Source organism: Arthrobacter sp. MDT2-34-1, assembly GCF_059091365.1.
In genome coordinates, this window is record NZ_JBNHGO010000001.1 from 816262 (window position 1) to 842527 (window position 26266).

22 protein-coding genes are annotated in these 26266 nt (G+C 68.4%); 15 read left to right on the forward strand and 7 right to left on the reverse strand.

Annotation, left to right across the window (positions count from 1 at the left end; genetic code table 11):
• Positions 1-152 precede the first annotated feature (152 nt).
• The 8 genes from AC5RVV_RS03755 to AC5RVV_RS03790 all read left to right on the forward strand — a co-directional run bounded on the left by AC5RVV_RS03755 (position 153) and on the right by AC5RVV_RS03790 (position 12121).
• Complete coding sequence (locus AC5RVV_RS03755) at positions 153-1646, forward strand: malate:quinone oxidoreductase (RefSeq protein WP_494000061.1); 1494 nt, start codon at positions 153-155, stop codon at positions 1644-1646.
• 42 nt (positions 1647-1688) lie between these two features.
• Positions 1689-4991: an efflux RND transporter permease subunit gene (locus AC5RVV_RS03760; protein WP_494000062.1), complete on the forward strand. Its 3303-nt coding sequence runs from the start codon at positions 1689-1691 to the stop codon at positions 4989-4991.
• Positions 4992-5024: 33 nt separating this feature from the next.
• Positions 5025-6164 carry an FUSC family protein gene (locus tag AC5RVV_RS03765; protein WP_494000063.1) on the forward strand — a complete coding sequence of 380 codons (1140 nt, stop codon included), beginning with the start codon at positions 5025-5027 and terminating at the stop codon, positions 6162-6164.
• Between the two features lie 341 nt (positions 6165-6505).
• The gene (locus AC5RVV_RS03770; protein ID WP_494000064.1) at positions 6506-8908 is read left to right on the forward strand and encodes a family 1 glycosylhydrolase; all 2403 of its coding nucleotides are present in this window, start codon (positions 6506-6508) and stop codon (positions 8906-8908) included.
• A complete protein-coding gene (locus AC5RVV_RS03775) occupies positions 8905-9213 on the forward strand; it encodes a hypothetical protein (protein ID WP_494000065.1) in 309 nt (102 codons plus the stop codon). The genes AC5RVV_RS03770 and AC5RVV_RS03775 overlap by 4 nt, the downstream gene beginning before the upstream one ends.
• Entirely contained in the window at positions 9207-10373 is a 1167-nt protein-coding gene (gene glf, locus AC5RVV_RS03780; protein WP_494000066.1) for a UDP-galactopyranose mutase, read from the forward strand. Before AC5RVV_RS03775 ends, glf begins: the two co-directional genes overlap by 7 nt.
• A gap of 187 nt (positions 10374-10560) precedes the next feature.
• Positions 10561-11670: an LLM class flavin-dependent oxidoreductase gene (locus tag AC5RVV_RS03785; protein WP_494000067.1), complete on the forward strand. Its 1110-nt coding sequence runs from the start codon at positions 10561-10563 to the stop codon at positions 11668-11670.
• Positions 11663-12121 (forward strand): MarR family winged helix-turn-helix transcriptional regulator, encoded by a 459-nt coding sequence (locus AC5RVV_RS03790; RefSeq protein ID WP_494000068.1) that lies wholly within the window; start codon positions 11663-11665, stop codon positions 12119-12121. The genes AC5RVV_RS03785 and AC5RVV_RS03790 overlap by 8 nt, the downstream gene beginning before the upstream one ends.
• Before the next feature lie 25 nt (positions 12122-12146).
• On the opposite strand, the gene AC5RVV_RS03795 is transcribed toward AC5RVV_RS03790, so the two are convergent.
• The 6 genes from AC5RVV_RS03795 to AC5RVV_RS03820 form a co-directional block, all read right to left on the reverse strand.
• Positions 12147-12923 (reverse strand): hypothetical protein, encoded by a 777-nt coding sequence (locus tag AC5RVV_RS03795; RefSeq protein WP_494000069.1) that lies wholly within the window; start codon positions 12921-12923, stop codon positions 12147-12149.
• A gap of 97 nt (positions 12924-13020) precedes the next feature.
• On the reverse strand, positions 13021-14163 hold the full coding sequence (locus AC5RVV_RS03800) for a cysteine desulfurase family protein (protein ID WP_494000070.1): 1143 nt from the start codon (positions 14161-14163) through the stop codon (positions 13021-13023).
• On the reverse strand, positions 14160-15062 hold the full coding sequence (nadC, locus tag AC5RVV_RS03805; protein WP_494000071.1) for a carboxylating nicotinate-nucleotide diphosphorylase: 903 nt from the start codon (positions 15060-15062) through the stop codon (positions 14160-14162). The genes AC5RVV_RS03800 and nadC overlap by 4 nt, the downstream gene beginning before the upstream one ends.
• The gene (gene nadB, locus AC5RVV_RS03810) at positions 15059-16765 is read right to left on the reverse strand and encodes an L-aspartate oxidase (RefSeq protein WP_494000072.1); all 1707 of its coding nucleotides are present in this window, start codon (positions 16763-16765) and stop codon (positions 15059-15061) included. Before nadB ends, nadC begins: the two co-directional genes overlap by 4 nt.
• On the reverse strand, positions 16762-18090 hold the full coding sequence (gene nadA / locus AC5RVV_RS03815) for a quinolinate synthase NadA (RefSeq protein WP_494000073.1): 1329 nt from the start codon (positions 18088-18090) through the stop codon (positions 16762-16764). Before nadA ends, nadB begins: the two co-directional genes overlap by 4 nt.
• A 149-nt stretch (positions 18091-18239) precedes the next feature.
• Positions 18240-18947 carry an NUDIX hydrolase gene (locus tag AC5RVV_RS03820; protein WP_494000074.1) on the reverse strand — a complete coding sequence of 236 codons (708 nt, stop codon included), beginning with the start codon at positions 18945-18947 and terminating at the stop codon, positions 18240-18242.
• Between the two features lie 261 nt (positions 18948-19208).
• Between AC5RVV_RS03820 and AC5RVV_RS03825 the strand changes: the two genes are divergently transcribed.
• On the forward strand, positions 19209-19784 hold the full coding sequence (locus tag AC5RVV_RS03825; RefSeq protein ID WP_494000075.1) for a hypothetical protein: 576 nt from the start codon (positions 19209-19211) through the stop codon (positions 19782-19784).
• Here AC5RVV_RS03825 and AC5RVV_RS03830 read toward each other — a convergent pair.
• Entirely contained in the window at positions 19723-20196 is a 474-nt protein-coding gene (locus AC5RVV_RS03830; protein ID WP_493979767.1) for an Lrp/AsnC family transcriptional regulator, read from the reverse strand. The two genes, AC5RVV_RS03825 and AC5RVV_RS03830, sit on opposite strands and share 62 nt — an antisense overlap.
• Before the next feature lie 100 nt (positions 20197-20296).
• On the opposite strand from AC5RVV_RS03830, the gene AC5RVV_RS03835 reads away from it, so the two are divergent.
• The 6 genes from AC5RVV_RS03835 to AC5RVV_RS03860 all read left to right on the forward strand — a co-directional run bounded on the left by AC5RVV_RS03835 (position 20297) and on the right by AC5RVV_RS03860 (position 26253).
• Entirely contained in the window at positions 20297-21703 is a 1407-nt protein-coding gene (locus AC5RVV_RS03835; RefSeq protein ID WP_494000076.1) for an amino acid permease, read from the forward strand.
• A 181-nt stretch (positions 21704-21884) separates the two neighbouring features.
• Positions 21885-22931 carry a thiamine pyrophosphate-dependent enzyme gene (locus tag AC5RVV_RS03840; RefSeq protein ID WP_494000077.1) on the forward strand — a complete coding sequence of 349 codons (1047 nt, stop codon included), beginning with the start codon at positions 21885-21887 and terminating at the stop codon, positions 22929-22931.
• 118 nt (positions 22932-23049) lie between these two features.
• Positions 23050-24024 carry an alpha-ketoacid dehydrogenase subunit beta gene (locus tag AC5RVV_RS03845; protein ID WP_494001271.1) on the forward strand — a complete coding sequence of 325 codons (975 nt, stop codon included), beginning with the start codon at positions 23050-23052 and terminating at the stop codon, positions 24022-24024.
• Positions 24017-24349 (forward strand): biotin/lipoyl-containing protein, encoded by a 333-nt coding sequence (locus AC5RVV_RS03850; RefSeq protein ID WP_494000078.1) that lies wholly within the window; start codon positions 24017-24019, stop codon positions 24347-24349. The genes AC5RVV_RS03845 and AC5RVV_RS03850 overlap by 8 nt, the downstream gene beginning before the upstream one ends.
• 2 nt (positions 24350-24351) lie before the next feature.
• On the forward strand, positions 24352-25158 hold the full coding sequence (locus AC5RVV_RS03855) for an alpha/beta fold hydrolase (RefSeq protein ID WP_494000079.1): 807 nt from the start codon (positions 24352-24354) through the stop codon (positions 25156-25158).
• A gap of 87 nt (positions 25159-25245) precedes the next feature.
• A complete protein-coding gene (locus tag AC5RVV_RS03860) occupies positions 25246-26253 on the forward strand; it encodes a serine/threonine-protein kinase (protein ID WP_494000080.1) in 1008 nt (335 codons plus the stop codon).
• Positions 26254-26266 lie beyond the last annotated feature (13 nt).

The following is a 26266-nucleotide window of genomic DNA, read 5'->3' on the forward strand; positions in this document are numbered from 1 at the left end:
TAGGTGACGGGCCGCCTCGGGCGGAAAATTGTAACGTTGGAGATCCCGCCGCGTCTGTCTACTGGGTCACATCGAAGACGGCAGATTTTAGTCTCGCTGGCGCAGGGCGCTAGGCTTCTAATTGCTGGCACAGCTGCTATTGGAGATTGAAGTTGACTGCAAACATTCCCTCGGGATCATCCCAGAACGTCGACGTCGCGCTGATTGGCGGCGGCATCATGAGCACCACCCTCGGCTCCTTCATCAAGCAGTTGCAGCCGGACTGGAGCATTAGCCTGTTCGAGAACCTGGACGAGGTCGGTCTGGAAGCCTCGGACCCGTGGAACAATGCCGGCACCGGACACGCCGCGCTCTGCGAGCTGAACTACACGCCCGCCTCGGCGGACGGTTCCGTTCCCACCGCCAAGGCCGTGGGCATCAACGAGAAGTTCAACGTCTCGCGCCAGTTCTGGTCGCACATGATCCGCGAGGGCCACATCTCGTCGCCCCGGGAATTCGTCAACCCGCTGCCGCACATGAGCTTTGTCTGGGGCGATGACCATGCTGACTACCTCAAGCGCCGCCACGAAGCGCTGAAGCAGGAACCGCTGTTCGAGCAGATCGAGTTCTCCGAAGACCACGCCGTAATCAACGAGTGGGCGCCGCTGATCATGCGGGGCCGCGATCCGCAGCAGCGCGTGGCCGCATCCCGCGTCGCCGGCGGCACTGACGTGGACTTCGGCTCCCTGACCCGGAAGCTCGCGGGCTACCTGACCGCCCATGGCGTGGAACTGAACTACGGCCACCGGGTGCTGGACGTCTCCCGCAACACCGACGGCCGCTGGACCCTGGAGATCAGGAACAACGCCACCGGCGAAAAAACCAAGGTCAACGCCCGCTTCGTGTTCATCGGAGCCGGCGGCGGCGCCCTGCACCTGCTGCAGCGCTCGGGCATCCCCGAGTCCAAGGGCTACGGCGGTTTCCCGGTGTCCGGACAGTTCCTCCGCTGCACGGACGAGACCGTCATCAACGCCCACAACGCCAAGGTCTACGGCCAGGCCTCCGTGGGCGCCCCGCCCATGTCGGTGCCCCACCTGGACACCCGCTTCGTCAACGGCAAGCGCTCCCTGCTCTTCGGCCCGTACGGCGGCTTCTCGCCGAAGTTCCTCAAGACCGGCTCGCTGCTGGACCTGCCCACGTCCGTGCGCCCGGGCAACCTGGTGCCCATGCTGGCCGTGGCCAAGGACAACTTCGGCCTGGTCAAGTACCTGGTCACCGAGGTGCTCAAGACCCGCGAAGGCAAGAACGAGGCCCTGCGCGCCTTCCACCCGGAGGTCGCCGGCGACCAGTGGGAGCTGATCACCGCCGGCCAGCGTGTCCAGGTGATCAAGAAGGACCCGAAGCGGGGCGGCGCCCTGCAGTTCGGCACCGAGGTCATCGCGTCCGCCGACGGCAGCATCTCTGCCCTGCTCGGTGCCTCCCCCGGCGCGTCCACCGCAGCGCCGATCATGATCAGCCTGCTGGAACGCTGCTTCCCGCTGGAGTTCAAGAGCTGGGAACCCAAGCTGAAGGACATGCTCCCCGGCTACGGCGTGAACCTGAACGAGAACCCCTCGCTGTTGGCCGAAATCACCGCCGACACCGACCGGGTACTCGAGCTGGCATGATCCCCGTCCGCCCCGTACGACCGCTGAACTAAGCTTCAAGCCATGCACAAGCTGGCAACGCTGTCCCTGGCGAATCGTGCGTTGATCGCGCTGATTACGGTCTTCGTGGCCGTCTTCGGCGTGATCACCATGGGTTCGCTGAAGCAGGAACTCATCCCCTCGCTCGAGTTCCCGCGGATCACCGTTGTCAGTTCCATGCCCGGCGCGTCGCCGGAGGTAGTGGACAAGCAGGTCAGCGAACCGCTCGAACGCGCGCTCACCGCCGTCGAGGGCCTCGAGTCCTCCTCGGCGGTGTCGCGTAACGGGTTCTCCACCGTCAACCTGACGTTCGTCTACGGCACCAATTTGGACCGGGCGCGCAGCCAGGTGGACCGTGCCATCTCCAACGTCCGCCAGCAACTGCCCGACGACGTCTCGCCGCTGTCGCTGGCCGGCAGCATCGATGACTTCCCCATCGTCTTCATGGCGGTGTCCTCCGACCTGACCCTGAGCGAGCTGAGCACCGAGCTGAACCGCCTCACGGTGCCCCGGCTGCAGAACATCCCTGGAGTGCGCGGGGCCGAGGTCTCCGGCGGCCCCGGCCGGCACATCGCCATCGTGCCTGACGACGATGCCATGGCGGAGGCCGGCGTCGGCGTTTCCGCCATTGTGGACAGCCTGGCCAACAGCGGCGGCCTGGTCCCCGCCGGCGCCGTGCAACAGGACGGCCAGAGCCTCTCCGTGCAGATCGGCAGCCCGCTGGACAGCTTGGCGGCCATCGAAAACCTGCCGCTCTCCCCCGCTGAAACGACGACGGCGGAGCAGCCCTCGGCGCGCTCCGCACCGGAGGCGGGGCGGGCACCCGGGCAGTTCCCCGGCCAAGGCCAGCCCGCCCCGCCGGGCAGCGGGACAGAGCAGGGCCAGGTACCCGTGCCCGACACCGTGCCCGCACCGGACCAGCCCGGCCAGGCGCCGGACCCTGCGCCGGCCGACCCTGCCACCATCGGCGAGGTGGCCGACGTCGACATCGCCGACGACGAGCAGACCTCGATCACCCGGACCAACGGCGAACTGACGCTTGCCCTGGCCGTGACCAAAACGCCGGAGGGCGACACGGTGGCCATCTCCCACGCCATCGGCGAGTTGCTGCCCGAACTGGAGGCCGAACTGGGCGACGGCGCGCAGATCACCACGGTGTTCGACCAGGCCCCGTTCATCGAGACGTCCATCAAAGACCTGACCACCGAGGGCCTGCTGGGGCTGGGCTTCGCGGTGCTGATCATCCTGGTCTTCCTGCTCTCCGTACGCTCCACGCTGATCACGGCGATCTCCATCCCGCTGTCGCTGCTGGCCACGTTCATCGGCCTCAATGCGCTGGGCTACTCGCTGAACATCCTCACCCTCGGCGCGCTGACCATCGCCATCGGGCGCGTTGTGGACGACTCGATCGTGGTGGTCGAGAACATCAAACGGCACCTGAACTACGGCGAACCCAAGGGCGACGCCATCCTGGCGGCGGTCCGCGAGGTCGCCGGGGCCATCACCGCGTCCACCCTGACGACCGTTGCGGTGTTCCTGCCGATCGCGTTCGTCGGGAATCTGGCCGGCGAACTGTTCCGGCCGTTCGCCATCACTACCGCGCTGGCCCTGCTCGCGTCCCTGGCGGTGTCGCTGACCATCGTGCCGGTGCTGGCCTACTGGTTCGTCAAGTCCCCCGCGGCGGAGCGACACCCCGACACGTCCGCAGTGCGTGCGGCGGCCTCCGAGAAGGAACGCCGTTCGCTGCTGCAGCGCGGCTACCTGCCGGTGCTCGCCGGCACCCAGCGGCACCCGGTGATCACCACCGTGGCCGCCCTGCTGGTGCTGGCCGGCACCGCCGCCATGGTGCCGCTGCTGCAGACCAACCTGCTCGGCGACAGCGGACAGAACAGCTTCAGCCTGCGCCAGCAGATGCCGGCCGGGACCAGCCTGGACACCACCGACGAGGCGGCCGCCCCGGTCGAGGAGCTGCTGGCCGGGATGGACGGGATCGAGGCGGTCCAGGTCACCATGGGCAACGCCGGCGGCGGCCTGGGGACGTTCCTCTCCGCGGGTGCCTCGGTGGCTCAGTACACCGTCATCACCGAGGAAGGCATTGACCAGGCGGCGCTGCGCGACCGGGTCCGCTCCGCCGTCGAAAAGCTGCCCGGCGAGGCGACGTTCACGCTGGGCACTCAGGGCGGGGGCTTCGGCACCTCCAGCACCGTGGACGTGGAGATCTCCGCGAACGGCCCGGAGGAGCTGAGGGATGCCTCCGACCGGCTGGTGGAGCTGCTGCGGGAGGTGCCGGGGGCCGCAGAGGTGTCCAGCAACCTCTCGGCGGCCGAGCCGGTGGTCCAGGTGTCCGTGGACCGGGCCAAGGCTGTGGCCGCCGGGCTGGACGAGGAGCAGGTCGCGGGCCTGCTGGCGTCTTCAATCAGCCCGCTGCCCGGCGGCACCGTGCGGATCGGCACCACCGACTTCCCGGTGCTGATCGGGGAAGGCAGCGACTTCTCCAGCGTCGAGGAACTGCGCGGCGTCGAAGTGCCCACGGCGGCCGGGCCGGTGCCGCTGACGGACCTGGCCACGGTCGAGGAAACCGACGTGCCGACGTCGATCAGCGCCAGCGGCGGCGAACGCACGGCCGTCGTCTCCGTGACCCCGGAGGGAGAGAACCTGGGTGCCCTCAGCAGCGAGGTGGCGGCCGCACTGGACGGCACCGACCTGCCGGCCGGGGTCACGGCGGAATTGGGCGGCGCGGCCACCCAGCAGGCCGAGTCCTTTGAACAGCTGGGCTGGGCGCTGCTGGCCGCCGTCGCCATTGTCTACGTGATCATGGTGGCCGCGTTCAAGTCCCTGGTGCAGCCGCTGATCCTGCTCGTCTCCATTCCGTTTGCGGCCACGGGGGCCATCGGGCTGCTGGTCATCACGCGGATCCCGCTGGGGCTGCCGTCGCTGATCGGCATGCTGATGCTGGTGGGCATCGTGGTGACGAATGCGATCGTGCTGATCGACCTCATCAACCAGTACCGGCGCCCCCACGACGGCCGGCCCGGCATGAACGTGGCGGACGCGATCACGCACGGCGCACGGCGCCGGCTGCGGCCCATCTTGATGACGGCGCTCGCCACGGTCTTTGCGCTCACGCCGATGGCGCTGGGACTGACCGGTGAGGGCGGTTTCATCTCGCAGCCGCTGGCAGTGGTGGTGATCGGCGGCCTGGTGTCCTCCACCGCGCTGACGCTGGTGCTGGTGCCGGTGCTGTACCGGCTGGTCGAAGGCCGGCGCGAGCGTCGGGCATACCAGCGCAATACACTCGAGGCAGAACTGGTTCCGGCCGGACGCTGATCCGGCTAACCCGGAACCGTGGAGGTGCTGAACATGCCAGAACCGGAAACCATGCCCGCCGGGCCGGGCCGCCTGGACCGGCTCACCGACCGGCTCCCCGCCCCGCTGCGCAAGTATGGCCAGCAGATGGGCGGGTGGCGCCGGGTCCAGCTGGCGTTCAAGACCGCGTTGGCGTGCGCCATCGCCTGGTTCATCGCCCTGCGGCTGCCCGGCGAGGTGGACCAGTACCCCTATTACGCGCCGCTGGGCGCGCTGATCAGCATGTATTCCACCGTCGCCGACTCCGTCAAGACCTCCGCGGAGACGCTGGCCGGGCTGCTGCTGGGCATCGGCCTGGCCATGCTCCTGCTCCTGACGGTCGGCCCGCATTTCGTCACCGTGGGCCTGCTGGTGTTCCTGGGCGTGCTGGTTGCGGGGCTGCCGCGGCTCGGGGCGGGCCGGGAATGGGTTCCCATGGCCGCGCTGTTCGTCCTGCTGGTGGGCGGGTCCAATGCCGGCGACTACTCGCTCGGCTATGCGGTGCAGATGGCGGTGGGGGTGGCCGTCGGCATCGCTGTGAACTTCCTGCTGTTCCCGCCGTTGAATTTCAACGCGGTGGGACGCAGCCTGCAGCAGCTGCAGTCCGACCTCGCCCGGCAGCTGGAGGACATGGCCGAGGCGCTCCGGGAGAACTGGCCGCCGGAACACAAGGATTGGGCGACGAACGGCGAGAGCATCACCCGCTTGGGCAACCAGGTGCGGCAGGCCGTGCAGGCCGCCGACCGCAGCCGCAAGGCCAATCCGCGGCGCAAGTTCCACGACCGGGACCTGGACACCGATTGGCGGAATCTACGCACGCTGGAGCGTGCCGCCTTCCATACCCAGGACATGACCGAGGTGCTCGCCGCCGTGATTTGGGACGAAACACTGCATCTTCCCGACCCCGTGCTGGCACCGATGGCCAACGCCCTGGACGCCACGGCCGAGGCCATCAGGAGCATGACCGCCGAGGACCTGCCGGACAAGCTGGCCGCCGCGCGCGATGCACAGCACCGCCTCACCGGAGTCGTCGCGGGCTCGGTGTCCGCGGAGTCCCCCGCCACGGCGGCAGGATCCGTGGCGGTCAGCCTGGAACGCATACTGGCCGCGCTTGGCCGGCACGTGAAGGACCGCTCCGGCGGCCAGGCCCCGTAGCGGCGCGGGTACCTCCCCTCTCAAGCCGGAGGGTGCCGGCCCGCCGAGACGCCCCTAGCGGCGCGGGTACTTCCCCTCTCTCTACCCCGAGGGTATCGGCCTGCCCGGCCGGCCAATCCCATTCGATGAAACGTTGAACCGGCTGCAAGGGGTTCCTCTTGCCGGGAAATTCGAGTTTTATGTACCTACTCGTGTCGAGCAGCTGGCACTAAGATCCTCCGGACCGGGAGAATGATGTGTCGGATCTGGGCGAGAGCCTCCCTTCCGTGCCTGGCCGCGTTGCCGCTGTTCCCTTTGTCGGCGCATTTGAGAGTACGTACCTGCCGGTACACCGCCGGGACGTGGCGGAGCTGACCGGAAGCTACGCCCACTGGGGCCGCCACCTGGACCACATGCGCGCAGCAGGCGTAGGCAGCGTGCGGTTTCCGATTCGCTGGCACCGCGTGGAAACAGAGCCAGGCGAGTTCGATTGGTCCGAGACCGACCGGCAGCTCCAGTACCTGCGGGTCCGCGGCATGGAGCCAATCGTCGACCTGGTGCACCACACGAGCTACCCGCAGTGGCTCGACGACGGTTTCAGGGACCGGAGGTTTGCGCCCGCTTTCCTGCGGTATGCAGAGGCCGTGGCCCGGCGCTATCCCTGGCTGACGTCCTACACGCTGTTCAATGAGCCCTTCGCCACCCTTTTCCTCTGCGGCCATGAGGCCTTGTGGCCGCCCTACGACAGGGGAATCGACGGTTTTGTGCGCCTCGTTCGCACCGTCCTGCCGGCCATCGCGGAGGCGGCCAGGTGCTGGTCGGAGCTGCTGCCCGAAGCCCGCCACGTCTGGGTGGATACCTGCGAACACCATGACGGAACTGCGGGTGGCCCGGCGGAGTACGCGGCTCTCGCCAACGACCGGCGCCACGTGCTGCTGGATCTGGTGCTCGGACACGATCTGACCGAGGGCCGCCCCTTCCTGAGGGAGATCGTCAAGCACGGCGGCGAGGACTTGCTTCACCTGGACCCCGTTCGGGTGGACGTTCTCGGCCTCGACTATTATTGCCACTCCGAATGGTGGTATGAGGAGTCCCGCGCCCACGCGCCATCGCCCCACCCGCTGGGTTTTGCGGCCGTGGCCGAGCACTACGGCTCCCGCTACGGGCTGCCGATGCTCCTGAGCGAGACCAACATCCGGGGAACGGCCTCCGACCGGGCGTCCTGGTTGCGATACACCCTTGAACAGTACGAACTGGCTCTCTCCCGCGGGATCCGGCTCGAGGGGTACTGCTGGTTTCCCTTCGTGGACTCCTGCGACTGGGACTCCATGCTCGCCCGCGCCGCCCGCCGCCCGGACCCGGTCGGCGTCGTGGGCGCCGCCGCGTGGGGAAGCCGGACGGCCACCACCTGCTTCACGGACGCCTGGATGGCTGCGGCATCCGGAACCCCCAGCTGCGACCTGCCCGCGTACCGATTTCAACCGCCGTGCGACAGCCAGCTCCGGGGGCTGCTGCCCCAGATGAGCCACTGGCCCTGGCGCGATCCTCCCGAAGAGGAGATCGTCCCGCCCGCCCGCAACGCCGACGAAGAGGAACACAGGATGAACCCCTTGGAAGACCCTGACTTGGTCGTGCTGTCCCACCTGAGGTGGACCTGGGTCTGGCAGCGCCCGCAACATCTTGTCTCCCGGTTTGCCGCCGCCCGCACCCGGACCGGTGCCCGCACATGGTTTCTGGAGGAACCACTGCCGGCCAAGGTCGAACAACCGGTCCTGCGGCACCAGGACGTGGACGGCATCACCAGGGTATGGCTTGAAATTCCCTCGGTTGACGGGCAATTGGCCGCCCCGGGATTCGACGCACCCGGCGCGGAAGAATACGGCGCATTGTTCCGCCACTTGCTGGCGACCCACGCACGGCCGGCCTCGCCCGACGTCTTGATCTATACGCCGATGGCGCTGGAGATAGCGCGCGCGCTCGAGCCCGGGGCCCTCTGCTATGACGTCATGGATGATTTGGCGTCGTTTCGCCATGCCCCCAAAGCCATGCAGACCCGGCAACGCCAGGCGCTGGCGGAATCCGATGTGGTCTTTGCGGGAGGCGCCTCCTTGCACCGCAGCGTCAGCCGCTACGTGGGCGATTCCTGCCATCTCTTTCCCAGCGGTGTGGACGCCGCGCACTATGAAACCTCCCGGCTGCTCCGCGAGGAGCGGGCCCCCGGCCTCCGGAAGGTGGCGGGCTACGTGGGCGTCATCGACGAGCGGCTCGATCTTGGCCTGCTGGAGGAGCTCGCCGCGATGCTTCCCGACTGGTTGTTTCGGATCGTGGGACCGGTCGCCAAGATCGATCCGGCCACGCTGCCGCAGGCTCCAAACATCGAGTACACCGGAATGGCGGAATACGCCGAGTTGCCCGCCGTCATGGCCGAATTCGACGTTGCCTTGATGCCCTTCGCCATGAACGAGGCGACACGGTCGATCAGCCCGACGAAGACCCTCGAGTATCTGGCCGCCGGCCTTCCCGTGGTGTCGACGCCCGTTCCGGATGTGGTCGCCGGGTACCGGGGGCTCGTCCACATCCAGGAGGACGCCGCAGGCTTCGCCGATGCCATCCAGACCGCGCCCGGTGATTCCCCGGCCGAACGGGACCGGCGAATGCGGCCCTTGCAGAGACTCCTCGGCTGGGATGCGATTGCCGGACAAATGCACCGTTTGATTTCTCAAGGAGCCGCGGCAGGAGAACTGGCGGAAGAAGAAACGGCATGAGCTCGGGGGCCGAGCGCCAACGCTCCGACGTGGAGGATTTGGAACGCGCCCACGAACGCGGAGTCGGCGCGGCAATAGCCGGCCTGCAGGACGCCGCGTTGGGCAGGAGACGCCTGACCGGCCCTGCCGTTCCGGCGCTCGCCGAGGCAGCCGTTAGTTCGGCCACGCCGTACCTTCGGGCACCGTTGCTGGCGAGGATTTCCGCCGGCCTCATGCTTCATCCGCCGGCCGGCGACGAACAGGGAGAATGCGCAACCTGCGGCACCCCGGCCCCGTGCCTGACCGCCGAGGCGCTGAAATGGTAGCGGCCGGAGACCACGGTCCCGACCTCATTGTCGTCGGCGCAGGCCTCTTCGGACTGACCGTTGCCGAAACCGCCGCACGTGAGTACGGGGCCCGCGTGCTGATACTTGAACGCCGTTCCCACCCGGGCGGCAACGCCTGGTCCGAGGAGGAACCGGAGACCGGGATCGAAGTCCACCGGTACGGGGCGCACCTGTTCCACACGTCGAATGAACGGGTCTGGAACTACGTCAACCGGTTCACTTCGTTCACCGGCTACCAGCACCGCGTGTTTACGGTCTTCAAGGGCAATGTGTATCCGATGCCCATCAACCTGGGCACGATCTGCGCCTATTTCGGCCGCCACCTCTCGCCGGACCAGGCCAGGGAGTTGATCCGCCACCAGGCGCAGGAAGTACCGGCCTCGGCGGCCGGCAACCTGGAAGAGAAGGCCGTCTCGTTGATCGGCCGACCGCTGTACGAGGCCCTGGTGCGCGGCTACACGGCCAAGCAATGGCAGACCGACCCGCGGGAACTGAGCCCCGACATCATCACGCGGCTGCCCGTGCGCTACACCTTCGACAACCGCTACTTCACCGACACCTACGAGGGCCTGCCGACGGAGGGCTACGGCACCTTCCTTGGCGGCTTTCTCCGGTCGCCCTTGATCGACCTGCAACTGAACACCGATTTTTTCCACGTCCGTCCGCACCTCCCGCCCGACGTGCCCGTCGTGTACACGGGGCCGCTGGACCGCTACTTCGGATACTCGGCCGGCGCCTTGTCCTGGCGCACCCTGGACTTCGAGCAGGAAGTCCTGTCGATCGCGGATTTTCAGGGCACGCCCGTGATGAATTACGCCGACGAAGACGTCCCGTGGACCCGCATCCACGAATTCCGTCATTTCCATCCCGAACGGCAGTACCCCGATGACCGCACCGTGATCGTCCGCGAATACTCCCGGACGGCGGGCGCGAACGACGAACCGTACTACCCGATCAACACCAGCCAGGACCGGGACAAGCTCAGGACGTACCGTCGCCTCGCGGGGCAGGAACCGAACGTGTTCTTCGGGGGCCGCCTCGGCACCTACAAGTACCTGGACATGCACATGGCCATAGCGTCGGCGCTGGGTTTGGTCGACAACTCGATCGGCCCCCTGCTCGGTCGCTCGTCGACGTAACCCCGGCCCCTCTCCTTGCCGCATCAAGCCGGCGGTGCGCATGCCTGGAAAGCCCTGCCGGGACCACCCGCGGCACGGTGACCCGTCAAACAACCTGTCCCGGAATTTTTTCGCGTGCCTGCCGTTAACAACAGTGAATGCAAATGCATGTAAACTGATGCGTAGCAAGCACCACGAAAGGTACATTATGGAACTCGGCGTATTCAGCGTCAGCGACGTCACCCTGGACCCGACCACCAACCGCATGCCCACCGAGCGCGAGCGGATCAAGGCGTCGGTCGCCATTGCCAAGAAGGTCGAAGACATCGGCATGGATGTCTACGCCATCGGCGAGCACCACAACCCGCCGTTCTTCTCCAGCTCCCCCACCACGCTGCTGGCCTACATCGCCGCGCAGACCGAGCGGATCACGCTGTCCACCGCCACCACGCTGATCACCACCAACGATCCCGTGAAGATCGCCGAGGACTTCGCCATGCTCCAGCAGCTGGCCGACGGCCGCGTGGATCTGGTGCTGGGCCGCGGCAACACCGCCCCGGTCTATCCCTGGTTCGGCAAGAACATCCAGGACTCGCTGGAGCTGACGGTGGAGAACTACGCCCTGCTGCGCAAGCTCTGGGACGAAGAGGTCGTCAACTGGCAGGGCAAGCACCGCACCCCGCTGCACAACTACACCTCCACGCCCCAGCCCCTGGACGGCGTTGCACCCTTCGTCTGGCACGGCTCGATCCGCACGCCCCAGATCGCGGAGCTGGCGGCCTACTACGGCGACGGCTTCTTCGCCAACAACATCTTCTGGCCGAAGGAGCACTACATGCAGCTCATCGGCCTGTACCGCGAGCGCTACGAGCACTACGGCCACGGCACCGCCGACCAGGCCATCGTGGGCCTGGGCGGACAGTTCTTCATGCGCAAGAACTCGCAGGACGCGGTCAACGAATTCCGCCCCTACTTCGACAACGCACCCGTCTACGGCCACGGACCGTCGCTGGAGGACTTCACCGCGCAGACCCCGCTCACCGTCGGCAGCCCGGAGCAGGTGATCGAGAAGACCCTGGCCTTCGCCGACTACTTCGGCGACTACCAGCGCCAGTTGTTCTTGATCGACCACGCGGGACTGCCCCTGAAGACCGTGCTGGAACAGCTGGACCTGTTCGGCGAAGAGGTGCTCCCGGTGCTGAAGAAGGAGTTTGCCGCCCGCAAGCCGGCGCATGTTCCGGAAGCCCCGACCCACGCCAGCCGCAAGGCCGCCCGCGACGCCAAGGAAGCGCCCGCCGAGTCGGTGTCCCATGGCTGATTCATCCGGTCCTGAGATCAGGACGACGGCGGCGGCTTGGGAATCGCTGTTCCGCACCCAGGTGGCGGTAATGCGCCGGATGCAGCAGCTGCCCGAGTTCAGGAAACTCGCCATGCGCGAGTACGACGTCCTGTTCAACCTGAGCCGGTGCCCGGGCGGCTGGAGCCGGCTGAACGAGCTGAACGAGGCACTGTTGATCAGCCAGCCGAGCCTCAGCCGGATGGTCGACCGCTTGGAGAAGAAGGGCCTGGTCCTCCGGCGCACGGCCCGCAACGACCAGCGGGGCATCGAGATCTCGCTGACAGACGAGGGCCGCGCGTTGCAGAAGGAGATCGGCCGGCAGCACGTCAAGCACCTGCATTCGATGCTCGCCCCGCTGCTGTCCGAGGAGGAATTCGGACAGCTCCAGGAGCTGACCGACAAGCTTCGGGCCGGGCTGGCGAACGATTGAAGCCACCCGGCGGGGTGCCGGCGGCTCAGGCGGGCGGATCTTCAACGACCTGCAGGGTCATGATGACCTGCCGCAGCGTCTTGAAGTGCTTGCCGGAGACGTAGCTCTCCGCCTCCGCGATGAGGCCGTAGGCATCCAGCAGCCCGGTCTCGTCGCCGGGCGCCGGAGTGCCGTGGCGGACGGCCGTGCCGAAGGAGTAGGTGCCGACCGGGTCCGGACCGTTGACGGTGTTTTCCACCAGGCAGGCCTGGAAGCCGTCGCCGGCCGTTTTGTCGGTCAGCCCCATCGACCCGAAGTACCGGTGGCCCAGCAGCGTCCGGTAGACGAACAGCGGCTCGACCGTGTCGTCGGACGGCACGGCGGGCACCTTCGCCGGCTCGCTGACCAGCACGCGCAGTTCGGTGACGGCGCCCTCGCAGGCGGCCTTGGGCAGCTTGAGCCGGGTGTGCAGTTCGGCGGCCAGCTTACCGGAAGAGTCCCGGACGTCCAGGTGCAGCCCGTCGTCCGAGGGCTGGGTGGGCTTGACCTGCCGCTGCACCACCCACTCGCCCGGAACCTCGAAACTGATCACTCGGTCCGGATCGGTGTAGACCTTCCAGCCGTCGATCGTCGCTTTCCGCACGGGCTCCTTGCCGGGCGGCGCCGCGGGTTGTCCGGCGGCGTCCCCGCCGGCCGCACCCGACGGCGACGCACTCGCTCCGGCCGACGCGCCGCCGTCGTCGGGCAGCAGGCCGCAGCCGGACACGAGCGCCACGCACAGCGCCGCGGCGGCACCCCGGCCCGGCATCCTTCGCCTGATCATGCTGCGCTCCCTCCGGTCCGTGAGGACTCCACCGTACCCAGCGGGAGGACCGGTCCGGTATAGGACCGCGCCGTGTCCCGGGGCGTCGTCGGGAACCTTAGCGCCGCAGCGCCTGGACCTCTTGGACGGCGGCGACGACGGAGCGGGCCGCCAGGGCGATCTCGGCTTCCTTCACGCCGGCCGTGAAGGTCAGCCGCACCGCGGTCTGCGCCACGGCAGGTTCGATTCCCATGGCCAGCAGCACCGCGGACGGCTCGTCGGAGCCGACGGCGCAGGCCGACCCGCTGGAGCAGACCACCCCGCGGCGTTCCAGTTCCAGCAGCACCGCCTCGCCGGAGGTTCCCGGGAAGCAGAAGGAGGCGCTGGCGGGCAGCCGTTCGGTGCGATGACCGGTCAACATGGTGCCGGGCAGTTCCCGCAGGACGGTGTCAATGAGGTAGTCGCGGTAGCGCGTGAGCCGGTCGGCGTCGGCCGCCTGCTCGCCCCCGGCCAGCGACAGCGCGGTGGCGACGGCGACCGCGCCGGCGACGTTCTCGGTGCCGGACCGCCTGCCGCGCTCCTGCCCGCCGCCGTGCAGCACCGGCTCCAGCGGGACCCGGCCGGAGACATACAGCAGCCCGCAGCCCTTGGGCGCGCCCAGCTTGTGACCGGACACGCTGAGGGCGTCCACCCCGAGCGCCGCGACGTCCAGGTCCAGCCAGCCGGCAGCCTGCACGGCATCGGTGTGGAACGGGACCCCGGCGGCCCGGCAGAGCCTGCCGATGCGCCCGACCGGCTGGATGGTGCCTACCTCACTGTTCGCGTACATGACCGTGCACAGCGTGGTGTCGTCGCGCAGCGCGGCCTCCAGTTCGTCCACGCGGACCATGCCCGTGGCAGCGACCGGCACCCGGGTGACCTCGAAGTCATGGAACCGGGCCAGGTAGTCGACCGCCTCCAGCACCGAGGGGTGTTCCACGGCGCTGGTGACGACGTGCCTGCCCCGCGGGGAAGCGAGCGCAATGCCCTTGACCGCCAGGTTGTTGGACTCGGTCCCGCCGGACGTGAAGATGATCTCGCCGGGGCGGCAGCCCAGCACCCCGGCGGCCGTGCCCCGGGCATAATCGAGTGCCCGCAGCGCCGCCTCTCCCACGGTGTGGTGGCTCGAGGGATTGCCGAAGTCCTGCGTCAGTGCCGGCCACAGGGCCTCCAGCACCTCGCGGCGCACCGGGGCGGTCGCCGCAGCGTCCAGATAAATCACGACGACGACGCCCCTTCGGCCGCCTGCCCCGCGGCAATGCGGATGTCCAGGCCCAGGTCCAGCGACCGCACGCTGTGGGTGAGCGCGCCGGACGAGATGACGTCAACCCCGGTCCGGGCAATCCGGCCGACGGTCTCCAACCGCACGTTGCCGCTGGCCTCGACGATCGCACGTCCGGCCACCCGGGCAACACCGGCGCGGAGTTCGTCCACGCTGAAGTTGTCCAGCATGATGGTGTCCACGCCCGCGGCCAGCACCGGCTCGATCTGCTCGGCCCTGTCCACCTCCACCTCGAAGTGGACGGTGTGCGGGAGCCTGGCCTTCGCCTCCAGCAGCGCCTCGGTCAGGTCCCGGCTGCCGTCGGCGGTGAGCACGGCCAGGTGGTTGTCCTTGGCCATCACTGCGTCGGAGAGCGAATAGCGGTGGTTGTGTCCGCCGCCGCAGCGCACGGCATAGCGCTCCAGCGCCCGCAGGCCGGGGGTGGTCTTGCGGGTATCCACCACCCGGGCCGCCGTACCGGCCACTTCCCGGACGAAGGCCGCGGTCTGCGTGGCGATGCCGCTCATCCGCTGCAGCAGGTTCAAAGCCACCCGTTCACCCAGCAGGATGGAGCGGGCGTTTCCGGTCAGGACGGCCAGCACCTCGCCGGCCCCGAAGGCGGCGCCGTCGCCGGTTTTCAGCTCCACCCGCACGTCGGGATCCACCTGGCGGAAGACCTCGGCCAGCACCGGACCGCCGGAGAACACGCCGGGCTCGCGGGCCGCCAGCTCCGCCGTGGCGGTGGCGTCGGCCGGAATCAGCGTAGCCGAGGTGACGTCGCCCCACGGCGCGTCCTCGGCGAGCGCCCCGGCGACGATTCGCTCCATGGCGGTCCGGTCGATCGGCTGGATATGGTTCATGGCTGCTCCTGCAGGACTGGCTGGGACGTGGGGGAAGACATTGGGGAAAAGGTGGCGGGGGCGGGGACCGCGGCGGCGTTCACATAGGCCAGGTGCCGGCGGTGCGCCGGGGCCCGGGTGTGATCGCTGCGGTAGTGGGCGCCGATGCTGTCGCGCCGCGCGGCGGCGGCCGCAACCACCAGCCGTGCCACCGTCAGCAGTGCGGCGTCCTCGGCCGAGGCGGCGTCGGTGACGGGCACATGCCACCGCGCCAGCTGGCGGGCGGCTTCCCGCAGCGTGGGCCCATCGCGGACCACGCCGGCGGCGGCCGCCATCACGGCCTGGATCTGTTGCCGGGTGCACGCAGTGGTGTGGGCCGGCGCGTCCTGTCGGCCGGGGCGGGCCCCTGCACGCAACGGGCGGCCCGGCGGGGCCCCGACGTCCAGCGGGACGGCACCGAACACCGGCACGGCCTCCGGCCGGTCCAGCGCGCGCACGGCACGGCGGGCGAAAACCAGGCCTTCCAGCAGTGAGTTCGAGGCCAGCCGGTTGGCCCCGTGCACTCCGGTGCGGGCGACCTCGCCCACGGCCAGCAGCCCGGGCACCGAGGTCCGGCCGTCGTGGTCGGTCCGCACGCCGCCCATCCAGTAGTGCGAGGCCGGACGCACCGGCAGCGGTTGCCGCGTCCAGTCGAAGCCCAGGGAACGGACGGTGGCGTCGATCATCGGGAACCTCGCCGCCAGGAAACCGGCGCCCTTCTCCCGCTCGAGTCCGGTGGCGTCCAGGAAGACCTGCGGCAGCAGCCCGTTGTCCTCCTGCAGCCGGAGCTGGTTGTGGATGCAGCGCGAGACCACGTCACGGGGCGCCAGCTCGGCGTCCGGATGCAGCGCCGGCATGAACCGCTCCCCCGCCGCGTCCACCAGCACGGCGCCTTCGCCGCGTACCGCCTCCGAAATCATGAAGGCCCTGCCGCCGGTCGCCGCCGGGTCCAGCAGGGTGGGGTGAAACTGGATGAACTCAAGGTCAGCCAGGACCGCACCGGCTTCCCAGGCCAGCGCCACGCCGTCGCCGGTAGCGGCGGCGGGGTTGGTGGTGGCGGGGTACAGCTGCCCGGCGCCGCCGGTCGCGAGGATCACGACGTCGGTGTCCAGGTAGTCGGGCACCGCGCCTGCTCCCATGGGCATCAGCTCCACGCCCGCCACGCGCGCGCCGGCCGTGAGCAGCCGCCGCACCATCGTGTGCTCAAGGATCTCCAGCCGGCCCGCCTCCGCCAGGCCGCGGACCACGCGGATCAGCACTTCGGCGATGCCTGCCCCGGTGCGGTCACCGCCGGCATGCAGGATCCGCGGCGCCGAGTGGGCCCCTTCCAACCCGAGCGACAATTCACCGCCGTGCCGGTCGAAGTCCACGCCCCACTCTTCCAGGGTGGCGATTTCCGCCGCCGCACCTGCGCACAGCAGGCGCACGGCGCCGTCGTCGTTCATGAAGGCGCCGGCGGCGAGCGTGTCGGCAATGTGCGCCGCGACGGAATCGCCGGCCGCGGTTCCCTGCGCGGTGACCGCGGTGATTCCGCCCTGGGCGTGCCAGGTGTTGGACTCGGCCAGCCCGCCCTTGGTGATCAGGGTGACGGCCGTGTCCGGGCGTTCCGCGGCGAGCGCGGCGGCGTAGAGCCCGGCGATGCCTGACCCCACCACCGCCACGCGCCGGGTTGGTTCGAGGTTCACGGCCTGGCTGCCAGCATCCGTTCCAGCGCCACGCGGGCGGGAACGGCCACCGAATCGGGCACGGTGATCCGGTTGAGGACTTCACCGCCGGGCAGCTGGCCGGTTCCGGCGTAGGCTTCCAGCACCCAAGCCAGATAGCCCGGGTGAATCCGGTACATCGTGGAGCACGGGCAGATCACCGGGTCGAGGCAGAAGATGGTGTGCTGCGGGTACTCGGCGGCCAGCCGGTTGACCATGTTGATCTCGGTGCCGATCGCGAAGACGGTCGGCTCGGTGGCGGCGGCCACGGCCTTGCGGATGTAGTCGGTGGAACCGGATTCATCCGCGGCGTCGACCACCGGCATGGGGCATTCGGGGTGCACGATCACCCGGACGCCCGGGTAATCGGCGCGTGCCTTCTCGATCTGGTCCACGGTGAAGCGCTTGTGCACCGAGCAGAATCCGTGCCAGAGGATCACGCGGGATTCCCGCAGCGCCGCCTCGTCGTTGCCGCCCAGGGACTGGCGCGGATTCCACATGGGCATCTGCTCCAGCGGCACGCCCATGGCCTTGGCCGTGTTGCGGCCCAGGTGCTGGTCGGGGAAGAACAGGACCCGGTGGGCGCGCTCGAAGGCCCACTCCAGAACGGTTTCGGCGTTGGAGGAGGTGCAGACGATCCCGCCGTTCTCTCCGCAGAAGCCCTTGAGCGCGGCCGACGAGTTCATGTAGGTGACCGGGATGACTGGAACCTTACCGTCGGCGTCCGGACCGCTGCCGAGCACGCCGGCGAGCTGGTCCCAGCAGGCCTGCACCGAGTCGATGTCCGCCATGTCCGCCATGGAGCAGCCGGCGGCCAGGTTCGGCAGGATCACGGCCTGGTCTTCGCCGGAGAGCATGTCGGCAGTTTCCGCCATGAAGTGCACGCCGCAGAACACGATGACTTCGGCCTCCGGCTTTTCCTTGGCGGCCCGCGCCAGCTGGAACGAGTCGCCCACGAAATCTGCGTACTTGACCACTTCGTCGCGCTGGTAGAAGTGGCCGAGGATGACCAGCTTGTCGCCCAGCTTTGCCTTGGCTGCCAGGATCCGCTCCTCGAGCTCCTCGTCGCCGGCGAGCCGGTATTCTGCCGGTATTTCGCCCTGCCGCGGGGTGGCGGCCGGCGCCGGATCGGCCATCGACGCGCCCGGCCCGTAGGAGGGCGCCCAGGCACCACTGCCCGCGGCGGTGTCGAAGGCCCACGGGCCCTTGGCCAGATCAGGCGTGCAGGTGGAGGCGGCGGGCGCGCGGGAGCCGGCAAGCGCTTCCTCGCGGGTGATCAGCTGGATGGTGCTGTTGACCGATGACATGGTGTTCTCCGTTGTTGGGCAGGGGGTCGGTTCGGGAGTTCCCTGGCGGACTGCGGTTTGGGTGGCGGGTGCGGCGGCGGGTACCGGCTGCCGCGGGACGGTTGCCGGTTGCCGCCGGTTCTTTGCTGCTGGTGCGGCCGGGGAACTGGCTAGGCGGGCGGGCTGCCCCTGAGCTGCGCGGCGCTGCCGGTGTAGCGGTAGAGCCGGGGCGGCCGGTGCCGGCCGCCCTGCAGGTACTCGTCGGTCGGTTCGATGTCCGGGGTCGCCCGCAGCTGGCGGCGGAAGTTGGCGGGATCCAACTGCTTGCCCAGCACGGCCTCGTACACTTCGCGGACCTGGGCCAGTGTGAAAGTGGATCCCAGGAAGGCATACGCGATGGAGCTGTATTCCACCTTGTTCCGCAGCCGCCACAGCGCGTAATCCACGATCTGGTTGTGGTCAAACGCCAGTTGGCCAAGTTCATCGGCGCGGACCCAGCGCACGTTCTCGGTTTCGCGGGCCAGTGCCGCCTCGTCCGGCTTCACCAGCGCCCAATAGACGATGGAGACCACCCGCTGCGCCGGTGAGCGGTCCAGGCCGCCGAACGCATACAACTGCTCCAGGTAGCTCGGCTGCAGGCCGGTGGTCTCCTCAAGGTTCCGGGCCGCGGCGTCCTGGAGGGATTCGGCTGCACTCAACGGACCGCCGGGCAGCGCCCACAGGTCCCGGAAGGGCTGGCGGGTACGGCGGACCAACGGCAGCCACAAGGTGGGGCGACCCGCCTCCTGGTCCGGACGGAGGGCGAAGATGACCGTGGAGATGGCCAGTTCAGGGGGCTGCTGCGCCCGCTCCGACACATTGGCCGCGTGAATCGGCATGGCCGCCTCCTCCCCGGTTTCGAGTAAAAGTCACAGTGACTAGAACTCATTCTAGCCGGTTATGGTCATGTTGACCCAATCACACCCCAACGCGAGCGATTTGTGACGGCGCCGGGATTATGGCGGACCGGGGCAGGCCTCCCGCCCTCCTCTCACCGCAAGCCGCAACCGACCTCCGACTGACACGAGGGAATGGACGCACAGCGGCATTCCGGCGTGGCCGCCCGCGTGGCGCCGGACTCCCCGGGCTAGGCTTCAGCCATGCACCCACGGGGACGGCGGCGGTTCGTACCACCGGACAACAACGAAATCCTCAGGCGCAGGTATGGCAGGAAGGAACGCCCGCCGCACCATCGCGTCATCCTTGGCCGCTACGCCTTCATCAAGGGCTGGCTGGTCGCCGTCGGGGCGTGGTTCGTCATCTCGCTGGTCCTGAGCATCATCGACGAGCTGTCGTCGCCGCACTCCGCTGCCCTCAGCTTCTGGGGCCTGGTGCTGACGATCAGCTTTTTCTTCGCCGCCCTGCTGGGCGCCCCCTTCGCGCTGCTGCTGGGCCTGCTGCTGCGCCCGGTTCGCCGGCAGTGGGTGCATGTGCTGGTATTTGCAGCAGGGCTGGCCGCACTCACGTGGGGAACCGCTGCCCTGCTGGCTCCGGGCACGGCTCCGCTGCCTGCCATTTGCGCGGTGATTGCCGGAACCGCCGCGGGGCTCGGCCGTGTGGCGGTCATCCGGGACGTCGACGTCGACGACGGCGGCGCCGCCCTTTCCTCCGGGGTCAGCGAGGATCGGCGGCAGCCTGGACCAACGGAAGGGTCCGCTCCCGGAAGTGGCTGTTGAGCACGATCACGGACGACGACCGCAGCACCGTATTGGTCGCCATGACCTGGTCGAGCACCCGCTGCAGATCCGCGTTCGACCGGGCGACGACACAAGCCAGCAGGTCGCTTTCACCGGAGACGGTGTGCAGTTCCAGCACCTCGGGAATGTCGGCGAGCGCGGCGGCCACGGCGTCGTGCCCGGACTCCTGGCGGATCACGAACGAACAGTAGGCTCGCACCACGTACCCCAGTGCCTCGGGCGAAAGCCGCGGCCCCCAGCCCGCCGTCACGCCGGCGCGTTGCATCTTGTCCAGTCGGGCCTGTACTGTGGCACGCGCTACTTTCAGCACCCGGGACGCTTCCAGAACGGACATCCGCGGGTCCTCCGTGAACAGCGTGACGATATCGGCATCGAGAGAGTCGATCTGCATGACGCTGTGCGTCCTTTCGGGTTCGGTGCCGCCAGTTGTGGGACACTGCTAGACAAATTGTCAGCTTACGGGCTGCTTTCGCCAAACGACAGGACAGTCGATGCCGCGTTTTACCGCCACTCACCACCGCGACCCGGGCGCCCGACCGCCCGCCGGGCTCGGCCACGGGATGAAGCAGCGCCAGCTGATCATGATGGGACTGGGCAGCGCGATCGGTGCCGGGCTCTTCCTGGGCTCCGGAGCGGGCATCCAAGCCGCCGGTCCGGCCGTGTTGATCTCCTACCTGCTCGCGGGCACGTTGGTGATCATCGTGATGTGGGCGCTGGGCGAGATGGCCGCCGCCAACCCCAGCAGCGGTGCCTTCTCGACGTACGCCGAGAAGGCGCTGGGCCGCACCGCCGGCGCCACCATCGGCTGGCTCTGGTGGCTGCAGCTGGTGGTGGTGATCGCGGCCGAGGCAGTGGGCGCCGCGGGCTTGCTGGCCACGGTCTGGCCGGCGCTGCCCGTCTGGCTGCTCGCGCTGGTGTTCATGGTGGTCTTCACCGCGGTCAACCTGTTCGGGGTGCGCAACTACGGAGAATTCGAGTTTTGGTTCGCCATTTTTAAGGTCATCGCCATCCTGGCGTTCCTCGCCATCGGCGCCGCCTTGCTGTTCGGCTGGCTGCCAAATGTCCCGTCGCCCGGGTTGGGCGTCATCTTCGGCGAGGACGGCTTCGCCCCCAACGGCATCGCCGGCATCGGCGCCGGGCTGCTGGTGGTGATCTTCGCCTTTGGCGGGACCGAGATCGTCGCCGTTGCGGCCGCGGAAACGGAAAACCCGGGAGCCAGCGTGGCGAAGGCCATCCGGACCGTCGTCTGGCGCATCTTGGTGTTCTACTTCGGCTCGGTGCTGGTGATCGCGCTGACGGTGCCCTGGGATTCGGAGGCACTGGCCTCGCCCTTTGCCGCGGTGCTCTCGATCGCCCAGATCCCCGGCGCGGATGTGGCCATCACCCTGGTCGCCGCGGTAGCGCTGCTCTCGGCGCTCAACGCCAACCTGTACGGCGCATCCAGGATGATCTTCTCTCTCTCGGAACGGAACGAGGCGCCCGCTTCCCTCGGGAGGCTCAGCACCCGGCGGGTTCCCGTCAGGGCGGTAATGGCGTCCGTGGCGTTTGGCTTTGTGGCGGCCGTACTCGAGCTGTTGTTCCCCGAGCGCGTCCTGCCGGTGTTGCTGAACGTCGTCGGGTCCACCTGCCTGGTGGTCTGGGGGATCGTCCTGCTGTCCCAACTGGTGCTGCGCCGCCGGGCCGACCGCGAAGGCACGGAGCTGCCGTTCCGGATGCGGGGCTTCCCGGCGATGACGTACGCGGGTCTTGCCCTGCTGGCCGCCATCCTGGTGCTTGGCTTCTTCTCCCCGACAACGGGAATTCAGCTGCTCTCGACCCTGGTGCTGATCGCCGCGATAGCTGCAGCTGCAAGAATTGCCGCGCGCCGAACACCTGCCGAAAGTTCACCTCGCCGTTAGCAGTATGCAATCTGCTTATAGCTATTGCCATTAGGGGCAGCTAACTGTGCACACTGCTTGGTGATCATGTGGCAGATTGCGCACTCCGCGCGGGGTGACTAGTGTCACCGTAAGCAAGTGACGCCGTCGCGCTCCTCCCCGCGGGGACGCGGCGGCACCATAACTACGTGGAGGAGCAGGCATGAGCAGCGTTCTTTCCCTGGACCCGTCGGCCCGGCCGAACCTGTCCGCAGAGGACCTCAAGGAGCTCTACCGGCTGATGGTGTCGGTCCGCCACCTGGACGAATCGGCCATCCGGTGGCAGCGCCAGGGCCTGATTCCCGGCTACGCGCCGGAACTCGGACAGGAAGCCGCCCAGGTGGGCAGCGGGTATGCGCTGGACATGTCCCGCGACTTCGTCTTCCCGACCTACCGCGAGATGGGCGTGGCCCGGACGGTGGGCGTGGACATGGTCGAGTACATGTCCACCCACAAGGCGACCTGGCACGGCGGGCTCTACGATCCCCAGGCCACCCGTTTCGCCCCGATCCAAGCCGTCGTGGCAGGCTCCGTGCTGCACGCCGTCGGCTGGGCGCACGGGCAGACGCTCTCCGGCGCCCCGGCCGGAGAACTCGGCGTGGCCATCACCTACTTCGGCGACGGCGCCAGCTCGCAGGGCGACGTCCACGAAGCCATGAACTTCGCCGCGGTCATGAAGGCTCCCGTCGTCTTTTTCATCCAAAACAACGGCTTTGCGATCTCGGTGCCGACGGAGCGCCAGGTGGCCGGGGGCTCGGTTGCCGCCCGGGCGGCCGGCTACGCCATGCCGTCCCTCCAGGTGGACGGCAACGACGCCGTGGCGGTCCACCAGGCGACGGCCGCCGCCCTCGCCCATGCCCGGGCGGGCAACGGGCCGGCCGTCGTGGAAGCCATGACGTACCGGCGGGGCCCGCACTCCACCAGCGACGACCCCGGCCGCTACCGCACCCTGGCCGAGGAACGCGCCGACGGCGGCGAGGATCCGCTGCTGCGCATGCGGGCCCGGCTGGAAGCCGAGGGCATCGCCGGCGAGGACTTCTTCGCCGAGGTGCTCGCGGCCGCCAAGGCGGAAGAAGAACAGATCCGGGAAGGCGTGGCGGCACTTGGTTCCCGTCCCGGCACGGAGATGTTCGATTTCGTCTACCAGGAACCCACACACGCGCTGAAGGCCCAGGCACGCGCCTGGCGGGAGGAGTCCGAGCATGTCTGAGCACAAGACCCTGAGCGACCTTGAAGCCGCCTTCGACAACACCACAGAAGCCAGCGCCCAGCAGGAATCCGCGGACGTGGTGGAACCCGGCCACGTCACCGCCGTCGAACAGCTCTCCATGCAGCAGGCACTGAACCGCGCGCTGGCAGAGGTGCTGGAGGACAACCCCAAGGCACTGGTTTTGGGCGAAGACGTCGGACAGCTCGGCGGCGTCTTCCGCATCACCGATGGCCTGCAAAAGACGTTCGGCGAAGCTCGGGTTTTCGACACCCCGCTGGCCGAATCCGGCATTCTCGGCATGTCGGTGGGCCTGGCCATGGCCGGCTACCACCCGATCCCCGAGGTGCAGTTCGACGGGTTCGCCTACCCGGCGATCAACCAGATTGTCTGCCAGGTGGGCCGAATGAACTACCGCAGCCGCGGCACCATGCCGATGCCCATCACGCTGCGGGTACCCAGCTTCGGCGGCATCCGCGCTCCCGAACACCACGGCGAGTCGCTGGAATCGCTGTTCGCCCACGTACCCGGCCTGAAGGTGGTCTCCCCGTCCAGCCCGAACGAGGCGTACCACCTGCTCAAGCACGCGGCCACGCGGCCCGACCCGGTGATCTTCATGGAGCCGAAGTCCCGCTATTGGCAGAAGGGGCCGGTGGACACCTCCCCCGAGCCGGACGGCTACTCCCCCGAAGGCTCGCGGATCGTCCGCGAAGGCAGGCACCTGACCCTGGTGGCCTGGGGCGCCATGGTGGCCCGCTGCCTGCAGGTCGCCGAGCTCGCCGCCGAGGACGGCATCGAGATCGAGGTGCTGGACCTGCGCTGGCTGAAGCCAATCGATGCCGAAGGACTGGCCGCTTCCGTGGCCAAGACGCGCCGCGCCGTCGTCGTGCACGAGGCACCGCTGACCTCCGGCCTGGGTGCGGAAGTAGCCGCGCTGATTACCGAGCGCTGCTTCAACACCCTGCGGGCACCTGTTGAGCGCGTGACCGGATTCGACGTACCGTACCCTTCGGGAGACCTGGAAGACGAGTACGTACCCAACATTGACCGCATCCTGTTCGGGATCCAGCGAGTATTGGAGTATCGCCGTGGCTGAAATTACGTTCCCCCTGCCGGATCTTGGTGAGGGCCTGATCGAGGCAACCGTGCTGGAATGGCTCGTCTCCGAGGGCGAGCAGGTCGAGCGCAACCACCCGCTGGTCGAGGTGGAGACCACCAAGTCCGCCGTTGAACTGCCCTCCCCGCAGGCGGGCAAAGTGGTGAAAATCCATGGGGAACCCGGCGACATCATCAAGGTGGGCGAACCGTTGATCGTTTTCGAGGTTCCCGATGACACCGCCGGTATTGTGGGCACCGTACCGAAGGAAGAAGCGCCCAAGCGCCGCGTCCGCCTGACGGCGGCGCTCGACGACGAGGACTGAGCATGGGAAACACCCCGCAGCACACCGTTGAAGGCCTCGATCCGCGCCTGCACGTCCAGGTGCACGAGGCCGCCGAAAGGACCGAGGGCCCGCGCCGCCCGGTGATCCTGCTGCACGGTTTCGCTTCCTCCAGCAAACTCAACTGGGAGGACGCCGGCTGGATTACGGCGCTGACCCAGGCCGGCCGGCGCGTGGTCACGGTGGACCTTCCCGGCCACGGCGAAAGCGCCGCTCCCGAAGAAATGGACGCCTACGCCCCCAGCCGGATCCGCGCCGACCTGCTGCAGTTGGTCCAGGACGCCAAGGTCCGTCCGCTGAAAGAGAACGACGCCGACACCGGGGTTGACCTGATCGGCTACTCCCTGGGAGCGCGGCTGGCGTGGGAGTTCGGCGCCACCCAGCCGGAACTCGTCCGGCGGATGGTGCTCGGCGGACCCGGCAGCAGCGACCCCTTGGCGGACTTCGACCTGCGCGCTGCCCAGCGCTTCCTGGCGGACGGGACGCCCATCGAGGACGTCAACACCGCCGAGCTTTTGCGGATGGCCAAGCTGGTGCCGTCGAACGACATCTTCGCGCTGATGACCATGATCGAGGCGATCAAAACCGAACCCTTCGTCCCGACCGAGGCCGTGCCGAGGATGCCGGTGCTCCTGGTGGCCGGCGACAAGGACGATCTGGCGGTCACCGCACCGGAGCTGGCTGCACTCTCCGACGCGGCGGAGCTGATGTGGCTGCCCGCACGTACGCACGCCAATGCCGTGACCTCCCGGGCCTTCAAGACCGCCGCCATCGAATTCCTCGCTGGTTAACCGTTCGCGCATTTTTCGGTGCCGCCAACGGAGCTTTTGGTCGGTACAATTCTCGATGAACGTAAATTCCTGGGGCGTGGAGGCTTGATGGAGGTATTCCTGGGCGGGCGCTACAGGACACGGGAGCTCATAGGCACCGGCGGGGCAGCGTCCGTGTATCGGGCCGTGGACGAATCTTTGGGCCGCGACGTGGCGGTCAAGATGTTCGCACCGACGACGCCGGACGATGACGAGTACCGGCGGCAGCACACCGAAACCCTGCTGCTGGCCACGCTGAACCACCCCGGTTTGGTGACTTTGCTGGATGCCGGACTGCACACAGCCGACGATGGCGCGACCACCAGTTACCTGGTGATGGAACTGATTGAAGGGTCCGACCTGCGGCGGCGGCTGAAAGGCGGGCCTCTCTCCGAGGTGGAGACCGCGCAGATCGGGGCAGATTTGGCCGACGCGCTGAACTACATCCATAGTCAGGGTGTCGTGCACCGGGACGTGAAGCCGGCCAATATTCTGCTGGCCAACGGCCACACAGAAGATACGCGGCACCACCCCAAGCTCACCGACTTCGGCATCGCCCGGATGGTGGAAGCCACCATGGCCACCGCCCAGGGTGCGACCATCGGATCCGCGAACTACCTCAGCCCCGAACAGGCCTTGGGCAACCCCGTCACCGCGGCCAGTGACGTGTACTCGCTGGCGTTGGTCCTGCTCGAATGCCTTACCTGCGAAAAGGCATTCTCCGGCACACCGATGGAAGCGGCCCTTGCCCGGCTCTTGCGCGACCCCGAGATTCCGGACGCCCTCCCCGCCGCTTGGGCGGACCTGCTGACCCGGATGACCCGCCGCGACCCGGAGGCTCGTCCGACCGCGCACGAAGTGGCCCTGAGTTTGCGGAACCTGGCGGAGGCGCCGCTGCCGGAGCAGATCGTAGCGACGGCACCCGTGTTGTCATCCCCTGCGTTGGCGTCACCTGCGCTGTTGAACGGTACGACCGGCTCGGACTCGGCCGGGGCGATCGAAGAGCGTACCGGCGGGCACATCACGGGGAACGTGGCTATCCCCGCACCGCCGAACCGCGCTCCCAGCGTGGGTTAAACGAGGCATTGAA